We start from the raw sequence: 25,652 nt of genomic DNA on the forward strand, positions 1-25,652 counted from the left end.
CCCGGGACAATTGTCCCGGGGACTACTTTTTTGCTTCAGAACTGCTGCGCCCTAGCGGCCGCCGCCGCCGATGACGCCCTTCTCCACAGCCTTGGTCACCGCGTCGGCCTCGGCCTGCGTCAGGGTGCCGTCGCTGACGGCCTTGTCCAGCCTGGTCTTCAGCGCCGCGGCGCGTTCGCTCTGTTCGGCCGTGCGGAGCTCCGTCAGGGCCGCGGTGACCTTGGCCTCGTCGATGCCGAGCGAGGAGGCGAGGGACTTCGCCAGCTCCGCCTCCATGGCTGCCCTGTCCGGCCGGGTACCTTCGGCCGGCGGGGTGGTCGGCTTGTGGGCGTCGCGGAAGGCTTTGAGTGCCTCGGTGAGCTTGGCTTCGTCGACGCCCAGCTTGGTGGCCAGCTCGGAGGCCCTCGCACCGCCGAAGCCGCGTTCGCCGCCGTGGCCGTGCCCGCCGCGCATGCCCATGTCGTCGCCCGGTGCGTTGCTGCCGTCCGGTGAGGCGCTAGCGCTAGCGCTGGAGCTGGCGCTGGGGGTGGGGGTCGGCGTCGTGGTGGCGGAAGCCATGCCGGCCAGCCCGATGCCGGCGCCCAGGGCGAGGGCCGTGGCGGAAACGCCGAGCGTGATTCTCTTGGTACGTGACATGTGTTGCCTCCTGGATCTGCCGTGCGGCGACGGCTCGGTTCTGTACTTGCTGCGCTGTCTTTTCAAGACGTGCCTTCAGTCTGCAGCGACAGGCTCGGCAGGGCCTGTTCGCAACCTTTCATCTTGCTGTGAAAGATTCCGGGCCGATTTTCCGTTGTCCGCGGGCGCAAAGTGGCTAGGCTCGGGTCATGCTGATCGTCACGTCGAACGACATTCCCGGCCATCGGATCGACGCCGTCTTCGGCGAGGTCATGGGACTGACCGTCCGGTCGCGGGATGTCGGCGCCCAGCTCGTGGCCGGATTTCGTTCCATAGCCGGAGGCGAGCTGCGCGAACTCACCGAGGTGCTTTACGAGAGCCGCCAGGAGGTGATGGCGCGGATGGTCGCCGAGGCAGCGCAGCGCGGTGCCAACGCGATCGTCGCGATGCGGTTCGACACGGCCCACATGGCCAATAACTGGACGGAAATCTGCGCCTACGGCACGGCGGTGTTTGCGATCCCGCTGGGCGACGGCGAACCCGGCGCGACGGGCCAATCGATCCAATTGACGGGCACGCGCAGGGAGGGTGCCGCTGGAGGGCCATAAACTTGCCCGGAGTGCAAAGATGCACATAGTGTAAGGCCATGCCCACTCCACTTACCGGCCCCGACGACGGCGGCACGGCGCCTTCGCGGCGCGAGCTGAACAAGGCCGCCACCCGGCAAGCGATCACCGACGCCGCGCTTGGCCTGCTCCGCGCCAAGGGGCCGGGCAACTTCACCGTCGAGGACATCGCCGAATCCGCCGGAATCTCACGGAGGACCTTCTTCAACTACTTCGGCAGCACCGAAGCGGCCATCGCCTCGGTAACGCACGGCTTCCTGGACAAGGCGCTCCAGCAATTCCGCCTCCGCCCGGCCGGCGAGCCCATCCTGGAATCCGCCCGGGCCGCCCTGGTCGAACTCGCCGATCCGATGACGGTGGCGCCGCTGGCCGAGCTCTACAGCCTTGGCCAGTCGAACCCGCAGCTCAACCGCTCCGAGCTCGAAGCGTGGGACCACTGCACTATCGAGATCATCGACGCCGCCCGCGAGCGCTTCGCCCGGGGCTCCGACGTCGAAATCGACGAACTGTATCTGCGTGCCCTTGCCGGCTCCGTCATCTACTGCGGCAAAGCAGCCATGGATGTCTGGTTTGCCCGATGCTCAGGCTCCCTCTCCGCGGAATCGCTTTCGACTTTGCGCCAGCTACTGATTGATTCCATGAGCCTGCTGGGCTCAGGATTTGCCACTCCCGCAGCCGCCCCGGCCGCCAACCCAACCGCCGCCCCTTCCCCAGATCGGTCCTGACATGGCTCTTTTGCTCTATCGACTCGGCAAGTTCTCCTACCGCCACCGCTGGCTCGTCATCTCGCTCTGGCTTGCCGTGATGGTGGCCGTGGGCGGTGCCGCAGCGGCATTCCACGGCACCCTGTCCAACAATTTCCAGATCCCGGGCACCGAGACCCAGCAGATGGCGGACAAGCTCAAGCAGGAGCTCCCGTCCTCCTCGGGTGGTTCCGCGAGCATCGTCTTTGAAGCCAACGATGCCCAGTTCAGCCAGGCCGGCAAGGACGCGGTGTCCGCTTCCCTGGCCAAGCTGAAGACCCTCCCCGACGTGCAGGGCACCGTGGACCCCTTCGCCACCCAGGCGCAGCTGGACAAGGCCGTCACCGACCTGGCGGCCGGAGAGCAGAAGGCCGCCGCCGGCAAGGCCCAGCTGGACAAGGCCGCGGCGCAGCTCGCCGACGGCAAGGCCCAATTGGCCGATGCCGAGAAGCAGATGGCGGCCGCCGGCCTGCCCCCCGCGGCGATCGAGGCCCAGTTGGGCCAGCAGAAGGCGGCTTTGGCTGCCGGGCAGGCAAAGCTCGACGCCGGGACAAAGGAACTCAAGGCCGGCGATGCCAAGCTGGCCCTCGGCAAGCGCCAGCTCGATGCTTCGAAGGGGCTGCGCTTTGTCTCCGAGGACGGCAAGGCCGCCATCGCCCAGGTGCAGTTCAAGACCTCGATCAACGGCCTCAAGCCGGAGGTGCGGCAGCAGGTCCAGGACATCGTCAAAGAGGTTTCCGCCGCCAACGTGACGGCCCTGCCCAGCAAGGAAATCAGCGAAGACATCTCCGAGATCTTCGGCACCGCTGAGATCATCGGCATCGCCGTCGCCGCGCTGGTGCTGATCATCATGCTCGGTACCCTCGTGGCCGCTGGGCTCCCGCTGCTGATGGCGATCGTCGGCGTGGCGGTCGGCGTCGGCGGTACCTTCGCGCTGAGCGGCGCCGTCGACATGAGCTCGATCTCCCCGATGCTGGCCCTCATGCTGGGCCTGGCCGTCGGCATCGACTACTCCCTGTTCATCGTCAACCGGCACCGCGGCCAGCTGCTCGCCGGCATGGATCCCGAGGAATCCGTGGCCCTCGCCACGGGCACCTCCGGCAACGCGGTGCTCTTCGCCGGCCTCACGGTGATCATTGCCCTCGCCGCCCTGGTGGTTCCGGGGCTGCCCTTCCTGGCCGTGATGGGCCTCTCCGCCGCCGCCACGGTGGCCGTCGCCGTCGTCGTGGCCCTGACCCTGACGCCGGCCGTGCTGTCCCTGGTGGGCCGCAAGCTGGTGTCGAAGCGGGCCTGGGCCAAGGCGGAGCGGCACAACGCCGCTCCCGGCCACGACGCCGAGGACCGTGCCCGGGACGAATACCGCAGCAGCCACGGCTGGGGCGGCGTCGTCACCCGGCACCCCTGGCTCTCGCTGGTGGCCGGCGTGGTGCTGCTGGGCGTGGTGGCCCTGCCCGCCAGCCAGCTCCGGCTTGCGCTGCCGGATGCCAGTTCCGAGCCTGTCGCCTCCACGGCTTTCAAGGCCTACGACGTCACCAAGCGCAGCTTCGGCGAGGGCATGACCGGCCCGATCATCGTGGTCGGCGACTTCCCCGCCGGCCTCAGCACCGCCGACGCCCAGGCCAAGCAGCTGGACGTCGCGGACATCCTGCGCAAGACGGACAACGTTGCCGCGGCCGTGCCGCTGGCGCTCAGCGACGACCGCCGCACCGCCGTGTTCCAGGTACTGCCCAAGGAGGGGCCGGCCAGCGCCAGCACCGTCGAGGTGGTCTCCGATCTGCGCGCCGAAAAGAGCCGTATCCAGGACACGACCGGCGTCAGCATCGGCCTCACCGGCCAGACCGCCGGCAACGTGGACGTCTCCAGCAAGCTCGGCGCCGCCCTGCCGCCGTATCTCGCGATCGTCGTCGGTCTCTCGCTGATCCTGTTGCTGCTGGTGTTCCGGTCGATCGTGGTCCCGCTACTGGCCACCGGCGGATTCCTGCTCTCCCTCGCCGCCGCGTTCGGCGGCGTCGTGGCCGTCTACCAGTGGGGCTGGCTGGGAACCGTCTTCGGCGTCGAAAATCCGGGCGCCGTGCTGAGCTTCCTGCCCATCATCCTGATCGGCGTGCTGTTTGGGCTGGCCATGGACTACCAGGTGTTTATCGCCTCCGGCATGCGTGAGTCCTTCATGCACGGCGAAACGGCCAAGCACGCGGTCCGGTCCGGCTTCAGCCACGCGGCCGCGGTGGTCACTGCCGCGGCGATCATCATGGTCAGCGTGTTCTCCGGCTTCATCTTCTCGCACCTGAACATGGTCCGGCCGCTGGGCTTCGCCATGGCGTTCGGCGTGCTGGTGGACGCCTTCGTGGTGCGCATGACGATCGTTCCAGCCGTCATGTACCTGCTCGGCCGCAAAGCCTGGTGGCTCCCGCGCTGGCTGGACCGCATCCTGCCGGACGTCGACGTCGAAGGCGCCAAGCTGCGCAAGCCGGCAGCCGACGACGACACCGATGCGGGCGCTGCCGAACCCGCCGCGGCTGGGGCACGGTAACAGCAACCGCCCGGCGGCCGGCGCTGCCCGCAGCAGCAACCGCCCGAGCCGCCCGTCGATCATTGCGATCGGCGGGCGGCTTTGTTGTGGGCGGGTCCCGTCTGTGGTGGCCCACGATGCCGGCCTAGCAACTACGCTGGTTCCGTGACCCGCCTCATTCTTGCCTCCCAGTCCCCCGCCCGCACCAAGCTGCTCAGCAACGCCGGCATCGCGCACGACGTCCTCGTCTCCGATGTCGACGAGGACGCAGTGCAGGCCCGCTACGGCGTGACCGACCCGCATGACACCGCCCTGCTGCTGGCCCGCGCCAAGGCCGAGGCCGTCGCTTCCCTGCCGGAGGCCGAGGGCGCCCTGGTGATCGGCTGCGACTCGGTCTTCGAGTTCGACGGCGAAGCCCACGGCAAGCCGTACACCGCCGACGTCGCCAAGGAACGGATGCTCAGGATGAGCGGCAGCATGGGCGTGCTGCACACCGGCCACTGGCTCGTGGACTGCCGGTACACCGACGCCGAGGAGAATCCCGGCACGGGCGCGACGCTGGGTTCCGTCTCCTCCGCAGAGGTGCACTTCATGGAGATGAGCGAGGACGAGATCGATACCTATATCGCTACCGGCGAGCCGCTGCAGTGCGCCGGTTCCTTCACCATCGACGGCTACGGCGGGGCCTTCATCCGCAAGGTCGACGGCGACCCGCACACCGTCGTCGGGCTCTCCATCTCTACCCTGCGCGGCCTGCTCGGCCAGGCGAAGGTGGTCGTCACCGAACTCTGGACCGGCGGCGCCGCCAACCCGGCCGACATCCGCGCCGAGTGAGCCATTTCGCACCACCTTGTAGGAACCCCACAAAGGATCGGCCATTTACGCGCGGGATCCGCAAGTAATATCGGCGGAACCCTCAAAACCGCGCTAGGCTCCCTGAAGGAAAGAAGGAGACGCCTTGTCAGCAAATTCGGAGCAGTCCGCAACGTCAGTGCCCGCCGCCACCACCCCGGGCACCCACCGCCTGAGCAAGGTGCTGATCGCCAACCGCGGCGAAATTGCCGTGCGCATCATCCGCGCCGCGCGCGATGAAGGCATCGCCTCCGTGGCCGTCTACGCGGATCCGGACCGCGACGCCCTCCACGTCAAGCTCGCGGACGAAGCGTACGCGCTGGGCGGCAACACCGCTGCCGAGTCCTACCTCGTGATGGACAAGCTGATCGAGGTGGCCCTGCGCTCCGGCGCCGACGCCATCCACCCCGGCTACGGCTTCCTCGCCGAAAACGCCGAATTCGCCGCCAAGGTGATTGCCGCCGGCATCACCTGGATCGGGCCCTCCCCCGAGGCCATCTCCGCCCTCGGCGACAAGGTCCAGGCCCGGCACATTGCCGAGAAGGTCGGTGCCCCGCAGGTGCCCGGTACCGCCGATCCGGTGGAATCCGCCGAGGAAATCCTCGAATTCGTGGACAAGTTCGGCCTTCCCGTTGCCATCAAGGCCGCCTTCGGCGGCGGCGGACGCGGCATCAAGGTGGCCCGCACCCGTGAGGAAATCCCCGAGCTCTTCGAATCCGCCGTCCGCGAAGCCACGGCTGCGTTCGGCCGCGGCGAGTGCTTCATCGAGCGCTTCCTTGACGCCCCGCGCCACGTCGAGACCCAGTGCCTGGCCGACGCGCACGGCAACGTCGTGGTCGTTTCCACCCGCGACTGCTCGCTGCAGCGCCGCAACCAGAAGCTCGTGGAGGAGGCGCCCGCCCCGTTCCTCACCGAGGAGCAGAACCAGCGGCTCTACGAATCCTCCAAGGCCATCCTCAAGGAGGCCGGCTACCTCGGCGCCGGCACCTGCGAATTCCTCGTGGGCCAGGACGGCACCATCTCCTTCCTCGAGGTCAACACCCGCCTCCAGGTGGAGCACTGCGTCTCCGAGGAAGTCACCGGGATCGACCTGGTCCGGGAGCAGTTCCGGCTGGCCCGCGGCGAGGAGCTCGGCTACGGCGACCCCGAGGTCCGCGGCCACTCGATCGAATTCCGCATCACCGGCGAGGACCCGGGCCGCAACTTCATGCCCGCACCCGGCACCATCACCGGGCTGAAGAACCCGACCGGGCCCGGCGTGCGCGTCGACTCCGGCGTGGAGCAGGGCGACGTCATCAGCGGCAACTTCGACTCGATGCTCTCCAAGCTGATCGTCACCGGCGCTACCCGCACCCAGGCGCTGCAGCGCTCCCGCCGTGCGCTGGAGGAGATGGTGGTGGAGGGTATCCCCACCGTCATCCCGTTCGACCTCGCCGTCGTCAGCAACCCCGACTTCGCCCCCACTGAGGGTCCGTTCAAGGTCCACACCCGCTGGATCGAGACCGCCTTCGTCAACGACATCCCCGCATGGACTCCCGCAGGAACCGCGGCTGAAGCGGCCGACGCCGGCGAACGCCAGCGCGTCGTCGTCGAGGTCGGCGGCAAGCGCCTCGAGGTGGTGCTCCCGGCGTCGCTGGGCACCGTCTCCGGCGGCGGCAGCGGCAAGCCGGCGAAGGCCAAGAAGCGTTCCAGGAGCGCGGCGGCGGCCTCGCCCGCCGGCGGCAACGCCCTCACCTCCCCCATGCAGGGCACCATCGTCAAGGTTGCCGTCAACGAGGGCGAGCGGGTGGCCGAAGGCGACCTCGTCGTCGTGCTCGAAGCCATGAAGATGGAGCAGCCGCTCACCGCGCACCGCGCCGGAATCGTGATCGGGCTTTCCGCATCCGCCGGCGAGACGGTCTCCGCGGGCGCTGTTATCGCCATGATCGAGGACGGCGAGGCAGCCGAATAGCGGCGTCGCCGGCGGCGGGGCAGACTTAGTTACGTGAAGCCATTTCTGCTCCTCGCCTCCCGCGCCGAGGATGCCGCCGCCGACGACGAATACCTCGCCTACCTGCGCTACACCGGGCTCACCGAAACTGAGCTGCACCGGGTCCGGATGGAAGCCGCGCCGCTGCCCCGACTGGAACTCAGCGAGTATTCCGGCGTGATTGTGGGCGGCAGTCCGTTCACCTCCAGCGACCCCGCCGAGCACAAGAGCGACGTCCAGCACCGGGTGGAGCGCGAACTGTTCGCCCTGCTGGACCGGATCGTGGCCGAGGACTTCCCCTTCCTGGGCGCCTGCTACGGCGTCGGCACCCTGGGCCTGCACCAGGGCGCCGTGATTGACCGGACCTATGGCGAGGGACTCGGCGGCGTCACCGTCAGCATGACCTCCGCCGGGCAGCAGGACCCGCTGCTGCGCGGCCTGCCGGAACAGTTCACGGCCTTTGTGGGCCACAAGGAGGCATGCACCGTGCTGCCCGGCGGGGCGGTGCTGCTGGCGAGCTCCGAGACCTGCCCGGTGCAGATGTTCCGGATCCGGTCCAACCTCTACGCCACCCAGTTCCACCCCGAGCTCGACGCCGAAGGCCTCACCACGCGGATCGACGTCTACCGCCATGCCGGATACTTCCCGCCCGACGCCGCCGAGGAGCTGATGGACCAGGCCCGGCAGCACAACGTCACCGAGCCGATGGCCATCCTGCGCAACTTCGTGGAGCGCTACGCCCGGTAGCGCCTGTCGGCTACGCCGCGTGCGTGCGCTCCTCCCCGGTTACTTCCCGCCGCACCCTCCCCGGACACGGAAATGCCCGGCGTGTTGACCTCACACGCCGGGCATCCGATTCAGTAACTGGGGAGGAGCGTCAGGCTACGTTGTTCTCGTAGTCCAGGTCGCGGGTTTCCTTGCTCACGAACAGTGCGATCAGCGTCAGCACGGCCATGAGCGTGAGGTACACGCCCACCAGGACCGGGCTGCCCTTCGCCAGTTCCCACAGCCAGACGGCGATGAACGGCGCCACCGCCGCGCCCAGGATGGACGAGAAGTTGTAGCTGATGGCCGAGCCGGTGTACCGGACGTTGGTCGGGAACAGCTCGGGCAGCAGCGCGCCCATCGGGCCAAAGGTCAGGCCCATCAGCGAGAAGCCGATGATCAGCAGCGCCATGGTGCCGACGAAGCCACCGCTGAAGAGCGGCACGAACAGCAGGCCGAAGACGAAGATGCCCGCGGTAACGGCGATCAGCATCTTGCGGCGGCCGTACTTCTCGGCCAGCGGGCCGGAGACCAGGGTGAAGATACCGAAGAAGACGACGCCGGCAATGAGCATCCAGAGGAAGTCGTTACGGGTGAAGCCCAGGCCCGGCACGAACGCGGCTGCTGCCGCCTCGGTCATCGGCTTGCCGGCCTTTTCCGCGGCGGCCTTGGCGGCGTCCAGGCTGGACGCGCGGGTGCCGTAGGTGAGGGTGAACGTGGTCATCAGGTAGAAGAGCACGTAGGTGGCGAGCATGATGAAGGTGCCCAGGATCAGCTGGCGCCAGCTGGTCTTGAAGACCCGGCCCAGGGGCAGCTTGGCGACCTCGTTGGACTCGATGACCTTGGTGAAGGCGGGGGTTTCGATCAGCTTTAGTCGGACGTACAGGCCGATGATGACCATCACGGCGCTGACCAGGAACGGCACGCGCCAGCCCCACGCCTCGAACGCGGCCGGGGTCAGGGTGTAGCTGAAGACCAGGAAGATCACGTTGGCGATGATGAAGCCGATCGGGGCACCCAACTGCGGGAACGTGCCGTAGACGGCGCGCTTGTTGGCCGGGGCGTTCTCGGTGGCCAGCAGGGCCGCGCCGCTCCATTCGCCGCCGAGCGCAAGGCCCTGGGCGAAGCGCATCACGACGAGCAGGGCCGGGGCCCAGAAGGTCCAGCCGGGGACGGTCGCCGTCGGAAGGCAGCCGATCAGGAAGGTCGCGATGCCCATCGTGAGCAGCGAGGCGACCAGGGTGCCCTTGCGGCCGAACTTGTCACCGAAGTGGCCGAAGACGATCGAGCCGAGCGGGCGGGCGATGAACGCAACACCGAAGACGGCGAAGGAGCTCAGCAGCTGGGTGGTTTCGTTCTGGCCCGGGAAGAAGAGCTTCGGGAAGACCAGGACGGCGGCCGTGGCGTAGACGTAGAAGTCGTAGAACTCAACGGTGGTTCCGATCAGGCTGGCGACGATCACGCGGCCGCGCGAATTCACCTGCTTGGCGGACCCATGCTCCGTCGAAGTGGCAGTGGATGACATTTAGTGACGCTTTCATGAAGACCGGACCGTCGTGCGGAGAGACGTCCGGCTAAGGAATGGATATATGTACGATAATAGTTCCCCCTGTCCACGAAATGGACAAATGTTCCATTATTTGGACGCTTCGTGTCGTCCTGGGCGGTGGCGGCGCTGGCCGTCCCGCCGCACGCTGGCATGATGTACGCGTGAGCATTGCGAAAACGATCCTGCTGTTCGTCCTGGCCGCCGTCGCGGAAATCGGCGGCGCGTGGCTCGTATGGCAGGCAGTCCGCGAGGGGAAGGAATGGTGGTGGGCCGGCCTCGGGGTTGTTGCCCTGGGGATCTACGGTTTTGCCGCGACGCTGCAGCCCGATGCCCACTTTGGCCGCATCCTTGCCGCCTATGGTGGTGTGTTCGTGGCCGGATCCTTGGCCTGGGGCATGGTCTTCGACGGCTTCCGGCCCGATCGGTGGGACCTCGCCGGCTCGGCAATCTGCCTGCTCGGGGTGGCCGTCATCATGTTCGCGCCGCGCAACGCCGGCTGAAGAGACTGGTCAATACAGAATTGCGTGAATACATGCGCAGATGTATTTTGGGTCGATGGAAACCCTCACCCACGCCCCGGTGCTCGCCCGGTTCGGCTACGCGGTCTCCGACCCTACCCGGGCGCGGATTCTGCTGGCCTTGGCGGAGGCGGCCGCGTACCCGTCGGAGCTCGCTGATTCCCTGGGAGTCTCCCGGCAGAGCATGTCCAACCACCTGACCTGCCTTCGGGGCTGCGGCCTAGTAGTGGCCGCCCCGGACGGCCGGCGGACCCGGTATGAACTCGCCGACGCCCGGCTGGGCCACGCGATCAGGGACCTGCTCGGCGTCGTGCTGGCAGTGGACCCCGCCTGCTGTGCCCCTGACGGGACGTGCCTGGCATGACCGCAACAACAACTCGGTCCGCCCCTTCCGCCGCCCGGCGTGCCACGCTCAGCCGGCGCATCCGGCTGTTCGCGTCCGCGACGATCAGCTACAACATCGTTGAGGCCGTCGTCGCGCTCTGGGCGGGAAACCTCGCGGACTCCTCCGCCCTCGTCGGTTTCGGACTCGATTCGGTGATCGAGGTCGCTTCCGCGGTCGCCCTGTCCTGGCAGTTCTCCGCGAAAGACCCGGAACGGCGCGAGCACCTGACCCTGCGGATCATCGCGATCTCCTTCTTCGCCCTGGCACTGTTCGTGTCCGCGGACTCGGTCAGGTCGCTGACCGGAGGCGGCGAGGCGCAGCATTCCACGCCGGGTATCGTCGTCGCTGCCCTGAGCCTGGCCATCATGCCCGTCCTGTCCTGGCTGCAACGCCGGGCCGGCCGGGAACTCGGCTCCAGGACCGCGGTGGCAGACTCCAAGCAGACACTGCTGTGCACGTACCTCTCCGCGGTCCTGCTGCTCGGCCTCGTCCTGAACAGCACGCTGGGATGGTGGTGGGCGGACGCCGGTGCGGCGCTGGTCATCGCCGGGATCGCCGTGCGCGAAGGCATCAACGCGTGGCGTGGGGACGCCTGCTGCGCCTTCCCCCACACCGTGGCCGACGACGACGGCGACGCCGGCGCCGTAGCGACCGCCACCGGCGATGTTGCCGGCTGCTGCGAGGGCTGCGGATCCGGTCCCGAACCGAAAGTTGTCACCCTCACGATGCCGCCAAGGCACGGCTGAGCATGAGACTCGAACTGCTCCACATCGCCGACTGCCCCAACACGAGGCGGGCGCTCGAACGGGTCAAAGCGGCCCTGGCCGCCCTGGGGCGCGACGACGTCGCGGTCCACCTGCGTCTCATCGAGTCCGCGGCAGACACCGCCGGAACCGGATTCGCCGGTTCGCCCACGATCACCGTAGACGGGGCCGATATCTTCCCCGGCGGGGCGCCCAGCAGTGAGCTCGCCTGCCGGATCTACCCCACGCCGGGCGGACATGCGGGCGCGCCCACCGTTGACCAGGTCGTTGAAGCGCTGAAGAGCCGCGGCCTCACGCTGCAACAAAGGCGCCGATAGGCAAACGTCACAGCACGTTAACAAAGCGCGAGGGTCCCGGAAACGCGGCGTCCCTAGCTTTGAGGGACACCCCGAAGGAGGTCCCCGTGACTGCTGAACGCATTGCAGACGCCGCTACCGGCGTCTCACCGAACCCTTACACCGCCGCCGCCGGGCACGACGCTACCGAGCGCACCATAGTCTCCGAAGGCTCAGCGCCCGCCGCACGCACCGCCGTCGGAGGACCCGCGCTGGAGTACCGCCCGGGCCGCTGGATCGCGAACTGGGACGCCGAGAACAAGGCCCAGTGGGAATCCCTGGGCCGCGGCATCGCCCGGCGGAACCTGAACTGGTCCATCTTCGCCGAGTTCCTGGGCTTTGTGGTCTGGCAGCTCTGGTCGATCGTGGTGGTCCAGCTTCCCGCGGCCGGCTTCCGTTTCTCCAGCAACGAAATCTTCTGGCTGATCTCGATGCCCAGCCTGGTCGGCGCGACGCTCCGGATCCCCTACACCTTCATGGTTCCCCGCTTCGGCGGCCGGAACTGGACCATCGTCTCGGCCATGCTGCTGCTGATCCCCTCGACCGGCCTGGCGCTGTGCGTCGGCAACCCCGGCACCCCCTTTAGCGTCATGCTGCTCGTGGCCGCCCTGGCCGGCTTCGGCGGCGGCAACTTCGCCAGCTCGATGGCCAACATCACCTTCTTCTACCCGGCCCGCGAAAAGGGCTGGGCGCTGGGGCTCAACGCCGCCGGCGGAAACCTGGGCGCGGCCGTCGCCCAGCTCGCCGTGCCGGTCGCCATCACCGTCCTGGCCGCCGGAACCGTGAACCTGCCGGTGGCCGGGCTGATGTGGATCCCGCTGATCCTGCTCGCGGCCTTCGGCGCCTGGAAGTACATGGACAACCTCACCAGCGCCAAGGGCGACGTCGCCGGCTCGCTCGCCGCGGTCAAGGAACCGCACCTGTGGGTCATGGCGCTGCTCTACATCGGCACCTTCGGCTCCTTCATCGGCTTCGCCGGCGTGTTCCCCAAGCTCATCAAGGACTACTTCCCCGCGTTCTCCTCGATCGGCGTCGGGACGGTGGCCCTGTCCCTGGCGTTCCTCGGCCCGCTGGTCGGCTCCCTGGCCCGGCCCTATGGCGGCCGGATGGCCGACCGGATGGGCGGCGCACGGATGACAGTGACCGCGTTCGCCGCCATGGCCGTCATCACCCTGACCATGGTCTGGACACTGCCGCTGGGCAACTTCTGGCTCTTCCTGGTCCTGTTCCTGGCGCTGTTCACCGCCAGCGGCTTCGGCAACGGGGCCACGTACCGGATGATCCCGGTGATCTTCGCCCTGCACAGCCGGGCAGCTCTGTCCGGCGCCAGCAGGGTGGACACCCAGCGGCTGGCGTCCGCCGCGCTGGGCCTGATCTCCGCGATCGGCGCCTACGGCGGTTTCGTGATCCCTCAGGTCCTGAATGCCTCCAACACCGCCAGCGGCTCCTACACCCCGGCCTTCTACGGCTTCGTGGCCGCCTACCTTGTGATGCTGGCCGTCTGCTGGGCCTGCTACCTGCGCCCCGCCACCCGCCACGGAAAAGGACACGTCTAGATGGCCGACGGCGCCGCCACGCACTGCCCGTACTGCGCGCTCCAGTGCGCCATGACCCTGACCGCTGCGGCTGCGCCGGTAGCCGCTCCCCTGGCGGAGGCTCCTCCGGCGGAGGTTCCGCCGCCGGCACCGCTGGAGGTAGCCGGCCGGGACTTCCCCACCAACCGCGGCGGACTCTGCCGCAAGGGCTGGACCTCGGCGTCGCTGCTGGAACACCCCGGACGCGTTACCGAGCCGCTGCTGAGGGGCGCCGACGGCGTACACCGGCCGGTCAGCTGGGAGGAGGCCTTGGACCGTGCCGCCGCCGCGGTCCGGGATGCCCGCGCCGCGTACGGGCCGGACGGCGTCGGGGTATTCGGCGGCGGCGGACTCACCAACGAGAAGGCCTATCAGCTGGGCAAATTCGCCCGGCTGGCCCTCGGCACCTCGCGGATCGACTACAACGGCCGGTTCTGCATGTCCTCCGCTGCCGCGGCCGGGATGCGCGCCTTCGGCCTGGACCGGGGCCTGCCATTCCCGCTGGGGGACCTCGACGCCGCCAGCACCATCCTGCTGCTCGGTTCCAACGTGGCCGAGACCATGCCGCCCTTCGTCCAGCACCTCAAGGGGGCGCGCGACGCCGGCGGCCTGATCGTCGTCGACCCCCGCCGCTCCGCCACGGCAGCGTTCACGGCCGATGGCGGTGGCCTGCACCTGCAGCCGTTGCCGGGAACGGACCTGGCCCTGCTCCTCGGACTGGCGCACGTGGTGATCCACGACGGTCTCGCGGACGAGGAATTCATCGCGGACCGCACCTCGGGCTACCCGGCGCTGGCGCGCAGCGTCGCCGGCTACTGGCCCGAGCGCGTGCAGTCCCTGACCGGCGTCCCGGCCGGGCTGATCCGGGACACCGCGCACCGGCTTGCCGCAGGCGCCCGGCAGGGCGGAAGCTACATCCTCACCGGCCGCGGCGTGGAACAGCACGTGGACGGCACGGACACCGCCACCGCCGCCGTCAACCTTGCCCTGCTGCTGGGCCTGCCGGGCTCGGCGCTCAGCGGCTACGGCACCCTCACCGGCCAGGGCAACGGCCAGGGCGGCCGCGAACACGGCCAAAAGGCGGACCAGCTCCCGGGCTACCGGAAGATCACCGATCCCGCGGCGCGCGCCCACGTGGCGTCCGTCTGGGGCGTGCCGGAGGCTTCGATTCCCGGCCCCGGCGTCCCCGCCGTCGAACTGCTCCAATCCCTGGGACAGCCCGACGGCGTGCGCTGCCTCTTCGTGCACGGCGCCAACGTGGCGGTCTCCGCCCCGGACGCCAATGCCGTGATCGCAGGCCTGCGCAGCCTCGACTTCCTGATGGTCTGCGACTTCTTCATCTCCGAAACCGCGGCCGAGGCGGACCTGATCCTGCCCGTCACCCAATGGGCCGAGGAGGAAGGCACCCTCACCAACCTTGAAGGCCGGGTACTGCGCCGCCGCCGGGCCATCGCTCCCCCACCCGGCGTGCGCAGTGAGCTCTGGATCATGACCCGGCTGGCCGAGCTGCTGGATGCGCCCTCGACCTTCAGCGAGAATCCGGAGACCGTGTTCGAGGAGCTTCGGCTTGCCTCCGCCGGCGGCCTGGCCGACTACTCCGGGATCGACTACGCCCTGCTGGACCGCGGCGAGGAAGCCTACTGGCCTTATCCTTCCGGCAGCACCGGCACGCCGCGCCTGTTCCGGGACGGCTTCGCCCATCCGGACGGCCGGGCGGTATTCGTCCCGGTGGCTCCACGCCGTCGTTCGTCCCCGGCAGCGGAGGCGGGCGCAGGCCCCGCCGGTGCGCCGATGACCCTGGTCACCGGCCGCTTGCTGGAGCACTACCAGTCCGGCGCCCAGACCCGGCGGGTGGCCGCCCTGGCCGCCGCCCGGCCCGAGGCCCGGCTCCAGATCCACCCGGCGGCCGCCGCGGCGCAGGGCATCGCCGAGGGCGACGTCGTCGCCGTTGCCAACGGCCGCGGCGAGGTCGTGTGCCGGGCCGAACTGAGCGCGGACATCCGGCCCGAAACGGTGTTTATGCCGTTCCACTTCCCGGGGTTGGAGAGCGCCAACCGGCTCACCGAGGCGGCCACGGACCCGGACTCCGGGATGCCGGACTTCAAGACCAGCGCAGTATGGGTGCGGCCGGCCACGGCTGGCGCCCGGGACCAAAAACTGCAAGCCGAAGTTCTACAGATGGAAGGTGCCCCATGACGGAGCGCATTGTGGTGGTGGGCTTCGGCCCGGTGGCGGCGCGCTTGATCGACGAACTGCTGCCCGCGGTGCGGGACGGGATGCTGGAGCTGACGGTGGTCGGCGAGGAGAGGGAAGCCGCGTACAACCGGGTTCTCGTGGCGGACCTCGGCGTCGGCCGGACCTCCGCCGGGGCCCTGGCGCTGGCGGACGCGGCGGCTTTGGTTGCCGACGGCGTGGACGTCCGGCTGGGTACCCGGGTCCTGCGGGTGGATCGGGCCCGGCAGCGGGTCCTGCTCAGCGACGGCAGCTCCCCCGGCTACGACCGGCTGGTCTTCGCCACCGGTTCCCGCCCGGTGATCCCCAACCTCACCGGGCTGAACCCGGATCCGGCCGCCCCGGTATTGCCCGCCGGAGTGACGGCGCTGCGGGACCTGGCGGATGCCTCCGCGCTCCGGAGGGCGGTGGACGGCGGCAAGCGCGTGGTGGTCCTCGGCGGCGGGGTGCTGGGCCTGGAGACGGCGCTGGCCGCGGCCGAGGAAGGCGCCACCGTGACCGTGGTGCACAACGGCCCGCACCCGCTGGGCCGCAACATCGACCGCGGAGGCGGCGCCGTGCTCACAGCGGCGCTGCGGAATTGCGGCGTGCGGGTGGCCGGGAATGCGCGGTCGGTTGCCGTGGAGACCGGGGCCGACGGCGACTTCTCCGCGCTGCTGCTGGCGGACGGTTCCGCGGTCGACGGCGACTTGCTGGTGCTCTCCTGCGGTGTCCGGCCGCGGATCGAACTGGCGGAGGGCTGCGGACTGCCGACGGCGGCAGGCATTCTGGTGGATCACCGGCTCCACGCGCACCATGATCCTTGCGTTTACGCGATCGGTGACTGCGCCGAGGTGCGCTGCCCCGACCCGTCATGTGTGGACTGCCGGAGCGCACGCGGCCCGTCCGGGCTGGTGGGACCGGGCTGGCGGCAGGCCGATTGGCTGGCTCATTACCTGGCTCTCCTGGCAGCCGGTGCTTCCTCCGAAGCAGCAGCTTTGCCGCCGCTGGCGGCGGAACAGCCGGGGGTGCTGGTGCTGAAGGCCCGCGGGCTGACCCTGGCTGTGGCCGGGGAAGTGTCTGCCGAGCCGTGGGACGAGGAGGCTTTGACGGCGGGCGCAGCCGTCGGCCGCGCGCGGCTGCAGGTCGCGCAGTGGGCGGATCCCGAGCACGGCCGCTACGTCAAGATGACCACGCGCGCAGGGGTGTTGGAAGGCCTGGTGGCCGTGGGCATGCCCCGAACCGCGGCGGAACTGGTGCAACTCTTCGAGCGCGGCGCCGAGCTGCCCGCGGACCGGTCGCTGCTGCTGCGCCTCGATGGGCCGGACCAGGCGGCTTCTGCTGTTACCGATCCGGAGCGCACGGTGTGCCGGTGCGCCGGGGTGAGCGGGACCGCGATCGCCGCTTCGGTCTCCGATGGCTGCGGGACGCTGGCCGAGGTCTCAGCCTCGACCCGCGCCGGCACCGGCTGCGGCGGCTGCCACGAGGACATCAAGGGGATCATCGAGAAGCATTTCCAGGCGGCAGAGGTGTAGGGCCTTGACCTATGCCTCCGTCGTCAAATTGATGGCCGCAACTCCGATCCTGCATGGTGCGCGTAGCTGACGGCGAAGCGCTGGTAGCTTAGTCCAAGCGAGCCCTTCGGAAGAATCCGCACTTCCGACAGTTATTGGCCTCGCCGTAGCAGGGGGAAATCTTGAAGAAAACACTCGCCTTAGTCATGCTTGCCGGTCTGATGATGAGCGGCTGCGGCGGCAAGCAGGCCGCCGCCCCATCGGTCGCGACGCCCAAGGTCTCCGCTATAGCCGAAGTCACTCCGACGGCCGTAACCGTTCCCAACGTCGTGGGCCTGACCTTGGATAAGGCGACGGAACAGCTTGAGGGACTCGGCCTGAAAGCCCACGCCACTGACGTGAACGACGGCAAAATGATCCTAAGCAAGAAGAACTGGCAGGTAGTCACCGAGAATCCCGCCGACGGGGCCAGCGTCGCCGACGGCTCAACGGTGGAGCTGGGTGTCCGGCATCTGACGGATGCCACGCCGACGCCCACCCCGACGCCGACGCCTACGCCGACGAAGGTTCCGGCCAAGCTCGTGGCACCCGTGCCCGTCGTGAAAGCTCCGCCTGTCGTCAAAGCCCCGCCGGTTGTAAAGGCACCGCCGGTCGTTGTAGCCCCGCCCGCGCCTCCGGCGGCTCCCTACTACGCGAACTGCACGGCCGCCAGGAATGCCGGCGCTGCTCCCATTCACATCGGCCAACCGGGATATGGCACGCACTTGGACCGAGATCGCGACGGCTGGGCCTGCGACAAATAGCCCCACGTGCCGGGAAGGTTATGCCTTTCCGATATCTAAGGTCCCACTTCAGGGACTTTCGTCTGTGCCCCGTTGGCCCTTTAGCCAGCGGGGCACAGCCGCAATGCGGCGTGTTAAGGCGTGACCAACTGTTCAGGCCTGCGGGCCGCGCGTTTTCTTCCCCACACCCAAGCGGGGCCTTTCTCCCCTTGGCCCGCACCGCACCTCACGGCTTCAATGGGCTCAGGTTCTCACCCCTCTAGGAGGCACCCGTGTCGGTCCCCATCATCCTGGCGGTCGTCGCCGTCGTCGTGGTCGCCGTCGTGCTGGGAATTGTCAGTAAGCGGCAGAAGGACCCGCAGCGGCGGGCGGCAGCGCTGACGAGGACGGGTGCAGTGCTCATGGCCGTGTTCACCGTCTTCGGCGGGGCCTTCATCGGAGGCTACGCCATGGAGGAACCGGGCGGCTCGGCCGGCCTGACGGTGCTCCTGGGCTGGGCGGGGCCGGTGCTGTTCCTCGCGGCCATCGCCTGGTTCTGGCCGGCAGGCGCCGCTCCCCTGCTGGTGGCACTGACGGCGGCGTTCGTCGCGCTTTGCGTGTGGTTTGCCGCCGATTCGACAATGGCGCGCAGCTTCCAGGAAGTGAACGGACCGGTCTTGGCCGTCGGCGTCGTCGCCCTCGCGTTCCCGGCCGCCATCCTCGGCCTGAAACGGACTGCCCTGGCCGGCTGGCTGCTGCTGGCCGTGGGCGTGCTGCCGCTGCTGATCACGGTGCTCGGCAGGTCCGGTCCCATCGCCTCGCTCGCCGCGGCAAGCGTGGTCCCGCTGGTCACGGGAGCCGTCTACCTGCTGGCGGCCCGGATGGCCCGGGCGGGCACAATGTCGGAGAACGTTCCGACCGCTGCCGTCTAGGCGCCGGCCGCGGGCAACCCGGTCAGGAAATCCTCAGCGAACCGCCGGACGCCGTCCCACTCGGTATAGACGTAGTCGCGGGACATGTCCGTGTCCGGCGATCCCTGGCCGCTGACGATCCGTTTCATCAGGTGCCGTTTGAGAAAGCCGTACTCGCTGTACAGCAGGGCACCGCCGAACAAGCCAACGTGCGCCGGGTGCCAGCCCGTTTCCTGCTCGAACTTCTCCACGTAGCCTTCCGCGCGCTCCTCGTCCCCGAGCACGGCGAGGCTGACCGAGAACAGCGCCGAGGGCAGCCGTTCCAGCGCGGCCTTGTTGGTGCGGACGAAGTCGGTGACGGCCGCCTCGTGCTTCCCCATATGGACCGAGGCGCCGACGATGACGCCGTCGTATTCCTCCGGAAGGACATCGCCCGCGGTCTGAAGATCGGCGGTTCGTGCCTCGTGGCCGTGTTCCCGGATGACGTAGGCGATGTACTCGGCGATCCGGGCGGTCTGGCCCTCCACGGTTCCGAAGGGAAGGTAAATGTTGGCCATAGTCCACAGTGCGGGCGCCGGCCGGCGCCCGGCTAGGGCCGAATGTCACCGGAGGGTCTTGACGGCGACGGCGGCACAGCATGTGATGGACGGGATCGGCCCGCGCGCTTTCGGCGCCGCGGACGGCCGCACCTGAGAGCACCACGCAGCCCCACGATGAAAGGACAGGACATGTCCCTGCTCGACTCCGCCCTCTGGGAGGGCAAGATCTACCTCAACGGCTGGCGCACCGGCGGCGGAGGGACCGGCGACGCCGTCGAACCGGCCACCGGGGAGACCCTAGGCAGCTACGGCGTCGCCTCTGTTGCGGACGTCCGGGAGGCCGCTGCGGCCGCTGCCAAGGCGCAAAAGGAATGGGCCGCCCGCAATCCCGAGGACCGCGCCGCGGTGCTGCGCCGTGCCGGGCAGCTCTGGGAGGAGCACGCCGCCGAAATCCAGGACTGGATCGTCCGCGAGTCCGGCGGCATCCCGCCCAAAGCCGGGCTGGAAACGCACATCGCCGCCAACGAATGCTACGACGCCTCCGCGCTGCCCTCGCTCCCGGCCGGCGACGTGCTCACCTCCAACGAAAACCGCTGGTCCTTTGCCCGGCGCCGGCCGGTGGGCGTGGTTTCGGTGATCGCTCCCTTCAACTTTCCGCTGATCCTCTCGATCCGCGCCGTCGCCCCGGCGCTGGCGCTCGGCAACGCCGTGCTGCTCAAGCCGGATCCCCGCACGGCCGTTTGCGGCGGCGTGAGCGTGATGCGAATCTTCGAGGAAGCGGGGCTACCGCAGGGACTGCTCTCGCTGCTGCCCGGCGGCGCGGACATCGGGGCCGCCGTCGTCGAGGCCCCCGAGGTCCGGGTGATCGCCTTTACCGGCTCGACGGCGGCCGGCCGCAAGATCGGCGAAACCGCCGGCAGGTTGCTGAAGCGTGCGCACCTGGAGCTGGGCGGCAACAACGCGCTGATCGTGCTGCCCGGCGCCGACCTGGCCAAGGCGGCGTCTGCGGCGGCGTTCGGATCGTTCATGCACCAGGGCCAGATCTGCATGGCGGCCGGCCGGCACATTGTGCACGAGGACATCTACGAGGACTACGTCGCCGCCCTCGCCGAGAAAGCCGGCCACCTGCCGGTGGGCGACCCGAAGAGCGGCACCGTGGCACTGGGGCCGGTGATTGATGAACGCCAGCTGCACCGGGTGGACGGCATCGTCCAGGACGCGGTGCAAGCCGGCGCCCGGCTGGCCGCCGGCGGCACCCACGACGGGCGCTTCTACCAGCCCACCGTGCTGGTGGACCTGGCCGAGGACAGCCCGGCGTGGAAGGACGAAATCTTCGGCCCGGTGGCGCCGGTGATGAAGTTCTCCACCCTCGACGAAGCCGTGGCGCTGGCCAACGACAACGAATACGGCCTCTCGATCGGCATCCTGGGCGATGTCGGCATGGCCATGACCATCGCCGACCGGCTCGACTCCGGCAAGGTCCACATCAATGAACAGACGGTCTCCGACGAGGCGAACTCCCCGTTCGGCGGGACGAAGAACTCCGGGAACGGCTCAAGGATCGGCGGCCACCACGCCAACATGGAGTCCTTCACCGAGATCCAGTGGCTCACCGTCCGCCCGGACATCGCGCCGTACCCGTTCTAGGAGGTTGCCGCGCGGGTTTCCGCCGTGCTGACAAGGGCTTCGAGCCAGTGCTGGTGCTGCTTTTCGATGCTGCGTTTCACCGCCGGACCGAGAAGCCGTGCGAGGAACCCGCCCTGGACTTCCTCGGTCACGATCAGGGTTCCGCCGCCTGGGGCAGGCTGCAGATCCCAGCGGTGGTAGCCGGAGGACCCGCGCGCCTTGCCCTCCCAGGCCAGCCGGCTAAACGGGACGAACTCGCGGACCGTGCTGGCCACGCGCAGGCCGAAGGTGGTCCAGGTAAAGGTCGATGCGTCGGAGAGCTGGCTTCCGCCGCCGTGGACGTCCACGTCACGGGCGTTGCGGTACCAGCTGGGCCACGCAGCCGCTTCGACGAGCACCGGCCACAGCTGCTCCGGGGAAAGGTGGGTGCGGAGCTCGTTGTAGGCGTACACCCGCGCCTTGGAGGGGTCGAAGAGCGCGGGCCACTGGCTGGCGGGGTTCATTTGGTGCTCCTGAACTGCAGGCGGAGGTAGGCGTCAAAGAGTCCCGAACCCAGGAAACGCCGGGACTGGACAATGGCCTTGGCGGCCGGGGTGACGGTGTAACGGTCCCGGGGGCGCCGCGAGGTCACGGCGTGCTCAACGGCGCTGGCGACGGCGTCGGGTTCGGCTGCGAGGACCGGCGAGGCGTAGGAGGTGGCCATCTGTTCGTCCGCGGCGGCCCGCAGGGCGGCGTAGGGTCCTGCCGGCTTCCCGGAGGCGGCCAGGGTCCGGGCGGCGGTGGCACCGAAGCCGGTGCGGATTAGGCCCGGGGCGATCAGGGAGGCGCGGATGCCGAAGGGCGCGGTCTCGAAGCGCAGGGCGTCGGTGATGGCCTCCACGGCGTACTTGGTGGCGTGGTAGTACCCGCCGACGGGGAAGGTGACCCGGCCGCCCATGGAGCCGATGTTGATGATACGGCCTGCCTTTGCCGCCCGCATCCCAGGCAGGACCAGCTGGATCATCCGGGAAAACCCGAACACATTGGTCTCGAACTGCCGCCTGACAGCGTCCAGTTCCGCTTCCTCGATGGTCCCGTATTCGCCGTAGCCGGCGTTGTTGATGAGGACTCCGACGTGGCCGTGCTGTTCCTCGACAGCGCGGACGGCGGCGGCCATCGATGTCTCGTCGGTGACGTCGAGCGCCAGGATTTTGGCCCCGGCCGCCCGCAGGTCCTCGATCGTTTCCGGCCGGCGGGCGGTGGCGTAGACGGTGAACCCGGGCCGGCGGAGCAGCCGTTCGGCTACGGCCCGGCCGATGCCCCAGGACGCTCCGGTGATCAGTATTGCTGTAGTCATGGTTGTTCCTTCGTAGGGGTGAGGCTGTTGAGACCGGCGACGAAGACGTCGACGCCGCGGCGGAGGCGGTCAGGCAACGCGGCGGGGTCCGAAACCCCCGCTTCCAGACCGCGGGTGAAGGCCAGCAGCAGCTCTGCGGCTTCGCGCGAGTCCGCCGCCGGGTAGGACTCGTGGACGGTGCGCGCAAGAAGCTCGAGCATGGCTTGGTCGTAGCCTTGGAGGGCTTCGAGGGATACGCGGGTGTCGACACCCAGGAGCTCTGCGGCGTGCGCCGGGCTGTCCCGCCAGATCCGCATCACCAAGCCCAGCTTGGCCAGCAGGATTCCGGCCAGCCGGTCCGTGGGCTGGGGTTCGGATGCCGCCGCGCGTTCGGAGGCGGCGAGGGCATCCGCCAGCAGCCGCTCCACCAGCGCCCGGAAGACTTCCTCCTTGCTGCGGAAGTACTGGTACAGCGCCGGACGGGACATGCCGGCCTGCTCTGCCAGGTCGAGCATCGTCGTGCGGCGGGCGCCGTGCCGGGTAAAGCACACATAGGCCGCGTCGATGATTTCGTCTGAACGGTTGGTCACGCTGACACTATATGCAAATAGTGTCAGCGTGTAAACATCTGCTGGCGGGGGCCCGCCGGCGGGAGACGAAAAAGGGAGGAACCGGCGGACGCGTCCGCTGGTTCCTCCCTTTGCCAGCCCGAAAGAGGGCACTAGCTACATGTGGACGTGCAGCCGCCGGGCCGCCTCGGAGATGGAGCCGCTGAGCGAGGGGTACACGGTGAAGGTGCTGGCGACGTCGTCGACGTGCAGCTTCTGCGTCACCGCGAGGGAGATCGCGAAAATCAGCTCGGAGGCGTTCGGTCCCACCACGACGCCGCCGATCACGGTGCCGGAGCCCTTGCGGGCGAAGATCTTGATGAAGCCGTCCTTGTGGTTGCGCATCTTGGCGCGGGCGTTGCTGCGCAGCGAGAGCTTCACGACGTCGCCCTGGTACTTGCCGGAGTCGATCTCCGCCTCGGAGACGCCGACGTTGGCGATTTCCGGGGAGGTGAAGATGTTCGAGGCCACCTGGTGCAGCTTGAGCGGGGTGACGCTGTCGCCGAGGAAGTGCGCGATCGCGATGCGTCCCTGCATGGCAGCGACCGAGGCGAGGGCCAGCACGCCGGTGCAGTCGCCCGCGGCGTAGATGTTAGGCGCGGTGGTGCGGGAGACGCCGTCGACCTTGATGTGGCCGCTCTCGGTCAGCGCGACACCGGCCTCCTCGAGGCCGATTCCAGCGGTATTGGGGATGGAGCCCACGGCCACCAGGCAGTGGCTTCCGGTGACCTTGGAGCCGTCGCCGAGGGTGACGACGACGCCGTCGTCGGTGCGTTCCACGGTCTCGGCGCGGGCGCGGGAGAGCACCTTCACGCCGCGGCGCTCGAAGACGCCTTCCAGCACCTCGGCAGCGTCTGTGTCCGAGCCGGGCAGCACCCGGTCGCGGGAGGAAATCAGGGTGACCTTGGAGCCCAGGCCGTTATACGCGGAGGCGAATTCGGCACCGGTGACGCCGGAGCCGACCACGATCAGTTCCTCGGGGAGCTCGTCCAGGTTGTAGATCTGGGCCCAGTTCAGGATGCGTTCGCCGTCCGGCCGGGCCGTGGGCAGTTCGCGCGGGTGGGCGCCGACGGCGAGCAGGATGGCATCGGCTTCGATGGTTTCGGTGCCCTCGGCGGTGAGGACCTCGATCGTGTGGTTGTCCAGCATCTTGCCGGAGCCGAGCAGGATGCGGACGCCCTGGCCCTCCAGGCCCTTCTGGATGTCCGAGGACTGCTGCCGGGCCAGGCCCAGCAGGCGGTCGTTGATGTGCTTGAGGTCCGCGCGCATCGTTGGGGTGCAGTCGCCGCCGTCGAGGTCGAACTTGACGCCCAGCTCGCCGGCCTCCCCCACGCGGGTCATCAGGTCCGCCGTCGCGATCAGGGTCTTGGACGGCACGACGTCGGTCAGCACCGCCGATCCGCCGAGTCCGGCGCGCTCAATAATGGTGACCTGGGCTCCCAGGGAGGCGGCTACCATGGCGGCTTCGTAGCCACCGGGCCCTCCGCCGAGAATTGCGATTCGGGGTGCGCTGAAATCGGGATGCGTAGTCACAATCATCCATTGTCCATCATCCGGACCGACGCCACCAATAAAGGATGCTGGGCTGGGCGGTAGCGGCACGGTAGCTTGTACCAGTGAGTAATACAGAATTCCTGAACACGGATCCCTTCGACGCCGCCCGCGCCGCCGCCGACTACATCGCCGAAGAGACCGGCGTCGACAGCCACGACGTTGCGCTGGTGCTCGGCTCGGGCTGGGGCGACGCGGCCGAACTGATCGGCGAAACCACTGCCACGCTTTCCGCCGACGAGGTCCCCGGCTTCTCCTCCCCCTCCGTGGTGGGCCATGTGGGCACCATCCGCTCGGTCCTCACCCGCGAGGGCAAGCGCGCCCTGGTGCTGGGCGCCCGCACGCACTATTACGAGGGCAAGGGCGTCCGCGCGGTAGTTCACGGCGTGCGCACCGCTGCCGCCGCGGGCTGCAAGACGCTGGTCCTCACCAACGGCTGCGGAGGCCTGAACGAGGAGTGGGCGCCCGGTACCCCCGTGCTGATCAGCGACCACATCAACCTCACCGCCACCTCACCGCTTGAAGGCGCCACCTTCGTGGACCTCACCGACCTGTACTCCTCGCGGATCCGCGGACTGGCCCGCGAGGTGGATCCCAGCCTGGACGAAGGCGTCTACGCCCAATTCACCGGCCCGCACTACGAGACGCCGGCGGAGGTGCAGTACGCCAAGCGGATCGGCGCGTCCCTGGTGGGCATGTCCACCGCACTGGAGGCCATCGCCGGCCGCCACGCAGGCATGGAGGTCTTCGGCATCTCGCTGGTAACCAACCTCGCCGCCGGCATCAGCCCGGTCCCGCTGAGCCACGCCGAGGTCCTCGAAGCCGGCCAGGCCGCGGGCCCGCGCATCTCCAAGCTGCTCGCGGAGATCATCGCCAAGCTCTGATCCTTTCGGCGGAGCCTGCTGGAGCCTCAGCCGGGTCCGGCCGCGAGCAGCCGGACTGTCTTGTCGCGGTCGCCGGGGAGCCGACGCTCCATCGAGTCGGCGATCCCGGCAATGGTCTGCCGCGCCAGCGCCTGCCGCCAGGCCAGCTCCGCCTGCCGCATCGTCTGGGAAATCAGGCAGGTCCGGACAAAGTTCTCGTCCTGGTCAGCCTCCGGGACGTCGCCAAGGATGGCTTCGCAGCGGAAAACCGGTTCATGCCCCTCCAGCGCCAGCACCACATCCAGCACCGTGATGTTCTCCGGCCTGCGCGCCAGGTGGAAGCCGCCGCGCGGGCCCGAGACCGAGGTCAGGATCCCGGCGCGGACCAAGGCCTGCAGCTGCTTGTTCAGGTACGCCGCGGGGAGCTGGTACAGGGCTGCCAGCCGGGCACTGTTCACGGCCTCCCCCGGGGGCGTCCAAGACATGTTGACGCACGAGTGCACGGCCCATTCCACTCCCCGCCCCATTTTCATATTCAAGACGCTACGT

The 25,652-nt window shown here is 68.9% G+C and carries 25 protein-coding genes; 17 read left to right on the plus strand and 8 right to left on the minus strand.

Annotation, left to right across the window (positions count from 1 at the left end; all coding sequences use genetic code 11):
* Positions 1-51: 51 nt before the first annotated feature.
* Positions 52-636, minus strand: a complete 585-nt coding sequence (locus AC1DK9_RS09175; protein ID WP_476915717.1) for a hypothetical protein — start codon at positions 634-636, stop codon at positions 52-54.
* A gap of 188 nt (positions 637-824) precedes the next feature.
* On the opposite strand from AC1DK9_RS09175, the gene AC1DK9_RS09180 reads away from it, so the two are divergent.
* The 6 genes from AC1DK9_RS09180 to AC1DK9_RS09205 all read left to right on the plus strand — a co-directional run bounded on the left by AC1DK9_RS09180 (position 825) and on the right by AC1DK9_RS09205 (position 8,061).
* Entirely contained in the window at positions 825-1,223 is a 399-nt protein-coding gene (locus AC1DK9_RS09180) for a YbjQ family protein (RefSeq protein WP_476861734.1), read from the plus strand.
* A gap of 38 nt (positions 1,224-1,261) precedes the next feature.
* A complete protein-coding gene (locus AC1DK9_RS09185) occupies positions 1,262-1,966 on the plus strand; it encodes a TetR/AcrR family transcriptional regulator (RefSeq protein ID WP_476861735.1) in 705 nt (234 codons plus the stop codon).
* 1 nt (position 1,967) lies between these two features.
* A complete protein-coding gene (locus AC1DK9_RS09190) occupies positions 1,968-4,514 on the plus strand; it encodes an MMPL family transporter (protein ID WP_476915718.1) in 2,547 nt (848 codons plus the stop codon).
* 144 nt (positions 4,515-4,658) lie between these two features.
* Entirely contained in the window at positions 4,659-5,327 is a 669-nt protein-coding gene (locus tag AC1DK9_RS09195; protein WP_476915719.1) for a Maf family protein, read from the plus strand.
* 157 nt (positions 5,328-5,484) lie between these two features.
* Positions 5,485-7,296 (plus strand): acetyl/propionyl/methylcrotonyl-CoA carboxylase subunit alpha, encoded by a 1,812-nt coding sequence (locus AC1DK9_RS09200; RefSeq protein ID WP_476915830.1) that lies wholly within the window; start codon positions 5,485-5,487, stop codon positions 7,294-7,296.
* 33 nt (positions 7,297-7,329) lie between these two features.
* Positions 7,330-8,061: a glutamine amidotransferase gene (locus AC1DK9_RS09205; RefSeq protein WP_476915720.1), complete on the plus strand. Its 732-nt coding sequence runs from the start codon at positions 7,330-7,332 to the stop codon at positions 8,059-8,061.
* A gap of 130 nt (positions 8,062-8,191) precedes the next feature.
* Here AC1DK9_RS09205 and AC1DK9_RS09210 read toward each other — a convergent pair whose 3' ends face one another.
* Positions 8,192-9,604, minus strand: a complete 1,413-nt coding sequence (locus tag AC1DK9_RS09210) for an MFS transporter (protein ID WP_476861739.1) — start codon at positions 9,602-9,604, stop codon at positions 8,192-8,194.
* Between the two features lie 185 nt (positions 9,605-9,789).
* Between AC1DK9_RS09210 and AC1DK9_RS09215 the strand changes: the two genes are divergently transcribed.
* From AC1DK9_RS09215 to AC1DK9_RS09255, 9 genes are all read left to right on the plus strand, one after another.
* Complete coding sequence (locus AC1DK9_RS09215; RefSeq protein WP_476915721.1) at positions 9,790-10,128, plus strand: YnfA family protein; 339 nt, start codon at positions 9,790-9,792, stop codon at positions 10,126-10,128.
* 55 nt (positions 10,129-10,183) lie between these two features.
* Positions 10,184-10,510 (plus strand): ArsR/SmtB family transcription factor, encoded by a 327-nt coding sequence (locus tag AC1DK9_RS09220; RefSeq protein WP_476915722.1) that lies wholly within the window; start codon positions 10,184-10,186, stop codon positions 10,508-10,510.
* Positions 10,507-11,277: a cation diffusion facilitator family transporter gene (locus AC1DK9_RS09225; RefSeq protein WP_476915723.1), complete on the plus strand. Its 771-nt coding sequence runs from the start codon at positions 10,507-10,509 to the stop codon at positions 11,275-11,277. The genes AC1DK9_RS09220 and AC1DK9_RS09225 overlap by 4 nt, the downstream gene beginning before the upstream one ends.
* A gap of 2 nt (positions 11,278-11,279) precedes the next feature.
* Positions 11,280-11,612 (plus strand): thioredoxin family protein, encoded by a 333-nt coding sequence (locus tag AC1DK9_RS09230; RefSeq protein ID WP_476915724.1) that lies wholly within the window; start codon positions 11,280-11,282, stop codon positions 11,610-11,612.
* Positions 11,613-11,788: 176 nt separating this feature from the next.
* Entirely contained in the window at positions 11,789-13,186 is a 1,398-nt protein-coding gene (locus AC1DK9_RS09235) for an MFS transporter (protein ID WP_476915831.1), read from the plus strand.
* Entirely contained in the window at positions 13,187-15,400 is a 2,214-nt protein-coding gene (locus AC1DK9_RS09240) for a molybdopterin oxidoreductase family protein (RefSeq protein WP_476915725.1), read from the plus strand.
* Positions 15,397-16,950 (plus strand): FAD-dependent oxidoreductase, encoded by a 1,554-nt coding sequence (locus AC1DK9_RS09245; protein ID WP_476915726.1) that lies wholly within the window; start codon positions 15,397-15,399, stop codon positions 16,948-16,950. Before AC1DK9_RS09240 ends, AC1DK9_RS09245 begins: the two co-directional genes overlap by 4 nt.
* Before the next feature lie 161 nt (positions 16,951-17,111).
* Complete coding sequence (locus AC1DK9_RS09250; RefSeq protein ID WP_476915727.1) at positions 17,112-17,732, plus strand: excalibur calcium-binding domain-containing protein; 621 nt, start codon at positions 17,112-17,114, stop codon at positions 17,730-17,732.
* Between the two features lie 251 nt (positions 17,733-17,983).
* Entirely contained in the window at positions 17,984-18,622 is a 639-nt protein-coding gene (locus AC1DK9_RS09255) for a hypothetical protein (RefSeq protein WP_476915728.1), read from the plus strand.
* On the opposite strand, the gene AC1DK9_RS09260 is transcribed toward AC1DK9_RS09255, so the two are convergent.
* A complete protein-coding gene (locus AC1DK9_RS09260) occupies positions 18,619-19,158 on the minus strand; it encodes a flavodoxin domain-containing protein (protein ID WP_476915729.1) in 540 nt (179 codons plus the stop codon). The genes AC1DK9_RS09255 and AC1DK9_RS09260 overlap by 4 nt on opposite strands.
* A gap of 171 nt (positions 19,159-19,329) precedes the next feature.
* Here AC1DK9_RS09260 and AC1DK9_RS09265 point away from each other — a divergent pair, with 171 nt between their 5' ends.
* Entirely contained in the window at positions 19,330-20,787 is a 1,458-nt protein-coding gene (locus AC1DK9_RS09265) for a benzaldehyde dehydrogenase (RefSeq protein ID WP_476915730.1), read from the plus strand.
* Here the strand turns inward: AC1DK9_RS09265 and AC1DK9_RS09270 are convergent.
* From AC1DK9_RS09270 to AC1DK9_RS09285, 4 genes are all read right to left on the minus strand, one after another.
* The gene (locus AC1DK9_RS09270; RefSeq protein ID WP_476915731.1) at positions 20,784-21,269 is read right to left on the minus strand and encodes an SRPBCC family protein; all 486 of its coding nucleotides are present in this window, start codon (positions 21,267-21,269) and stop codon (positions 20,784-20,786) included. The genes AC1DK9_RS09265 and AC1DK9_RS09270 overlap by 4 nt on opposite strands.
* Positions 21,266-22,102 (minus strand): oxidoreductase, encoded by an 837-nt coding sequence (locus tag AC1DK9_RS09275; RefSeq protein WP_476915732.1) that lies wholly within the window; start codon positions 22,100-22,102, stop codon positions 21,266-21,268. The genes AC1DK9_RS09270 and AC1DK9_RS09275 overlap by 4 nt, the downstream gene beginning before the upstream one ends.
* On the minus strand, positions 22,099-22,671 hold the full coding sequence (locus AC1DK9_RS09280) for a TetR/AcrR family transcriptional regulator (RefSeq protein WP_476915733.1): 573 nt from the start codon (positions 22,669-22,671) through the stop codon (positions 22,099-22,101). Before AC1DK9_RS09280 ends, AC1DK9_RS09275 begins: the two co-directional genes overlap by 4 nt.
* A 135-nt stretch (positions 22,672-22,806) precedes the next feature.
* Positions 22,807-24,222, minus strand: a complete 1,416-nt coding sequence (locus AC1DK9_RS09285; RefSeq protein ID WP_476861753.1) for an NAD(P)H-quinone dehydrogenase — start codon at positions 24,220-24,222, stop codon at positions 22,807-22,809.
* Positions 24,223-24,305: 83 nt separating this feature from the next.
* On the opposite strand from AC1DK9_RS09285, the gene AC1DK9_RS09290 reads away from it, so the two are divergent.
* Positions 24,306-25,124, plus strand: coding sequence for a purine-nucleoside phosphorylase (locus AC1DK9_RS09290; RefSeq protein ID WP_138769909.1), 819 nt, complete (start codon positions 24,306-24,308; stop codon positions 25,122-25,124).
* A 26-nt stretch (positions 25,125-25,150) separates the two neighbouring features.
* Here the strand turns inward: AC1DK9_RS09290 and AC1DK9_RS09295 are convergent, their stop codons facing one another.
* Complete coding sequence (locus AC1DK9_RS09295) at positions 25,151-25,636, minus strand: RrF2 family transcriptional regulator (RefSeq protein ID WP_476915734.1); 486 nt, start codon at positions 25,634-25,636, stop codon at positions 25,151-25,153.
* Positions 25,637-25,652 lie beyond the last annotated feature (16 nt).

The organism is Arthrobacter sp. 01T414, assembly GCF_056398965.1.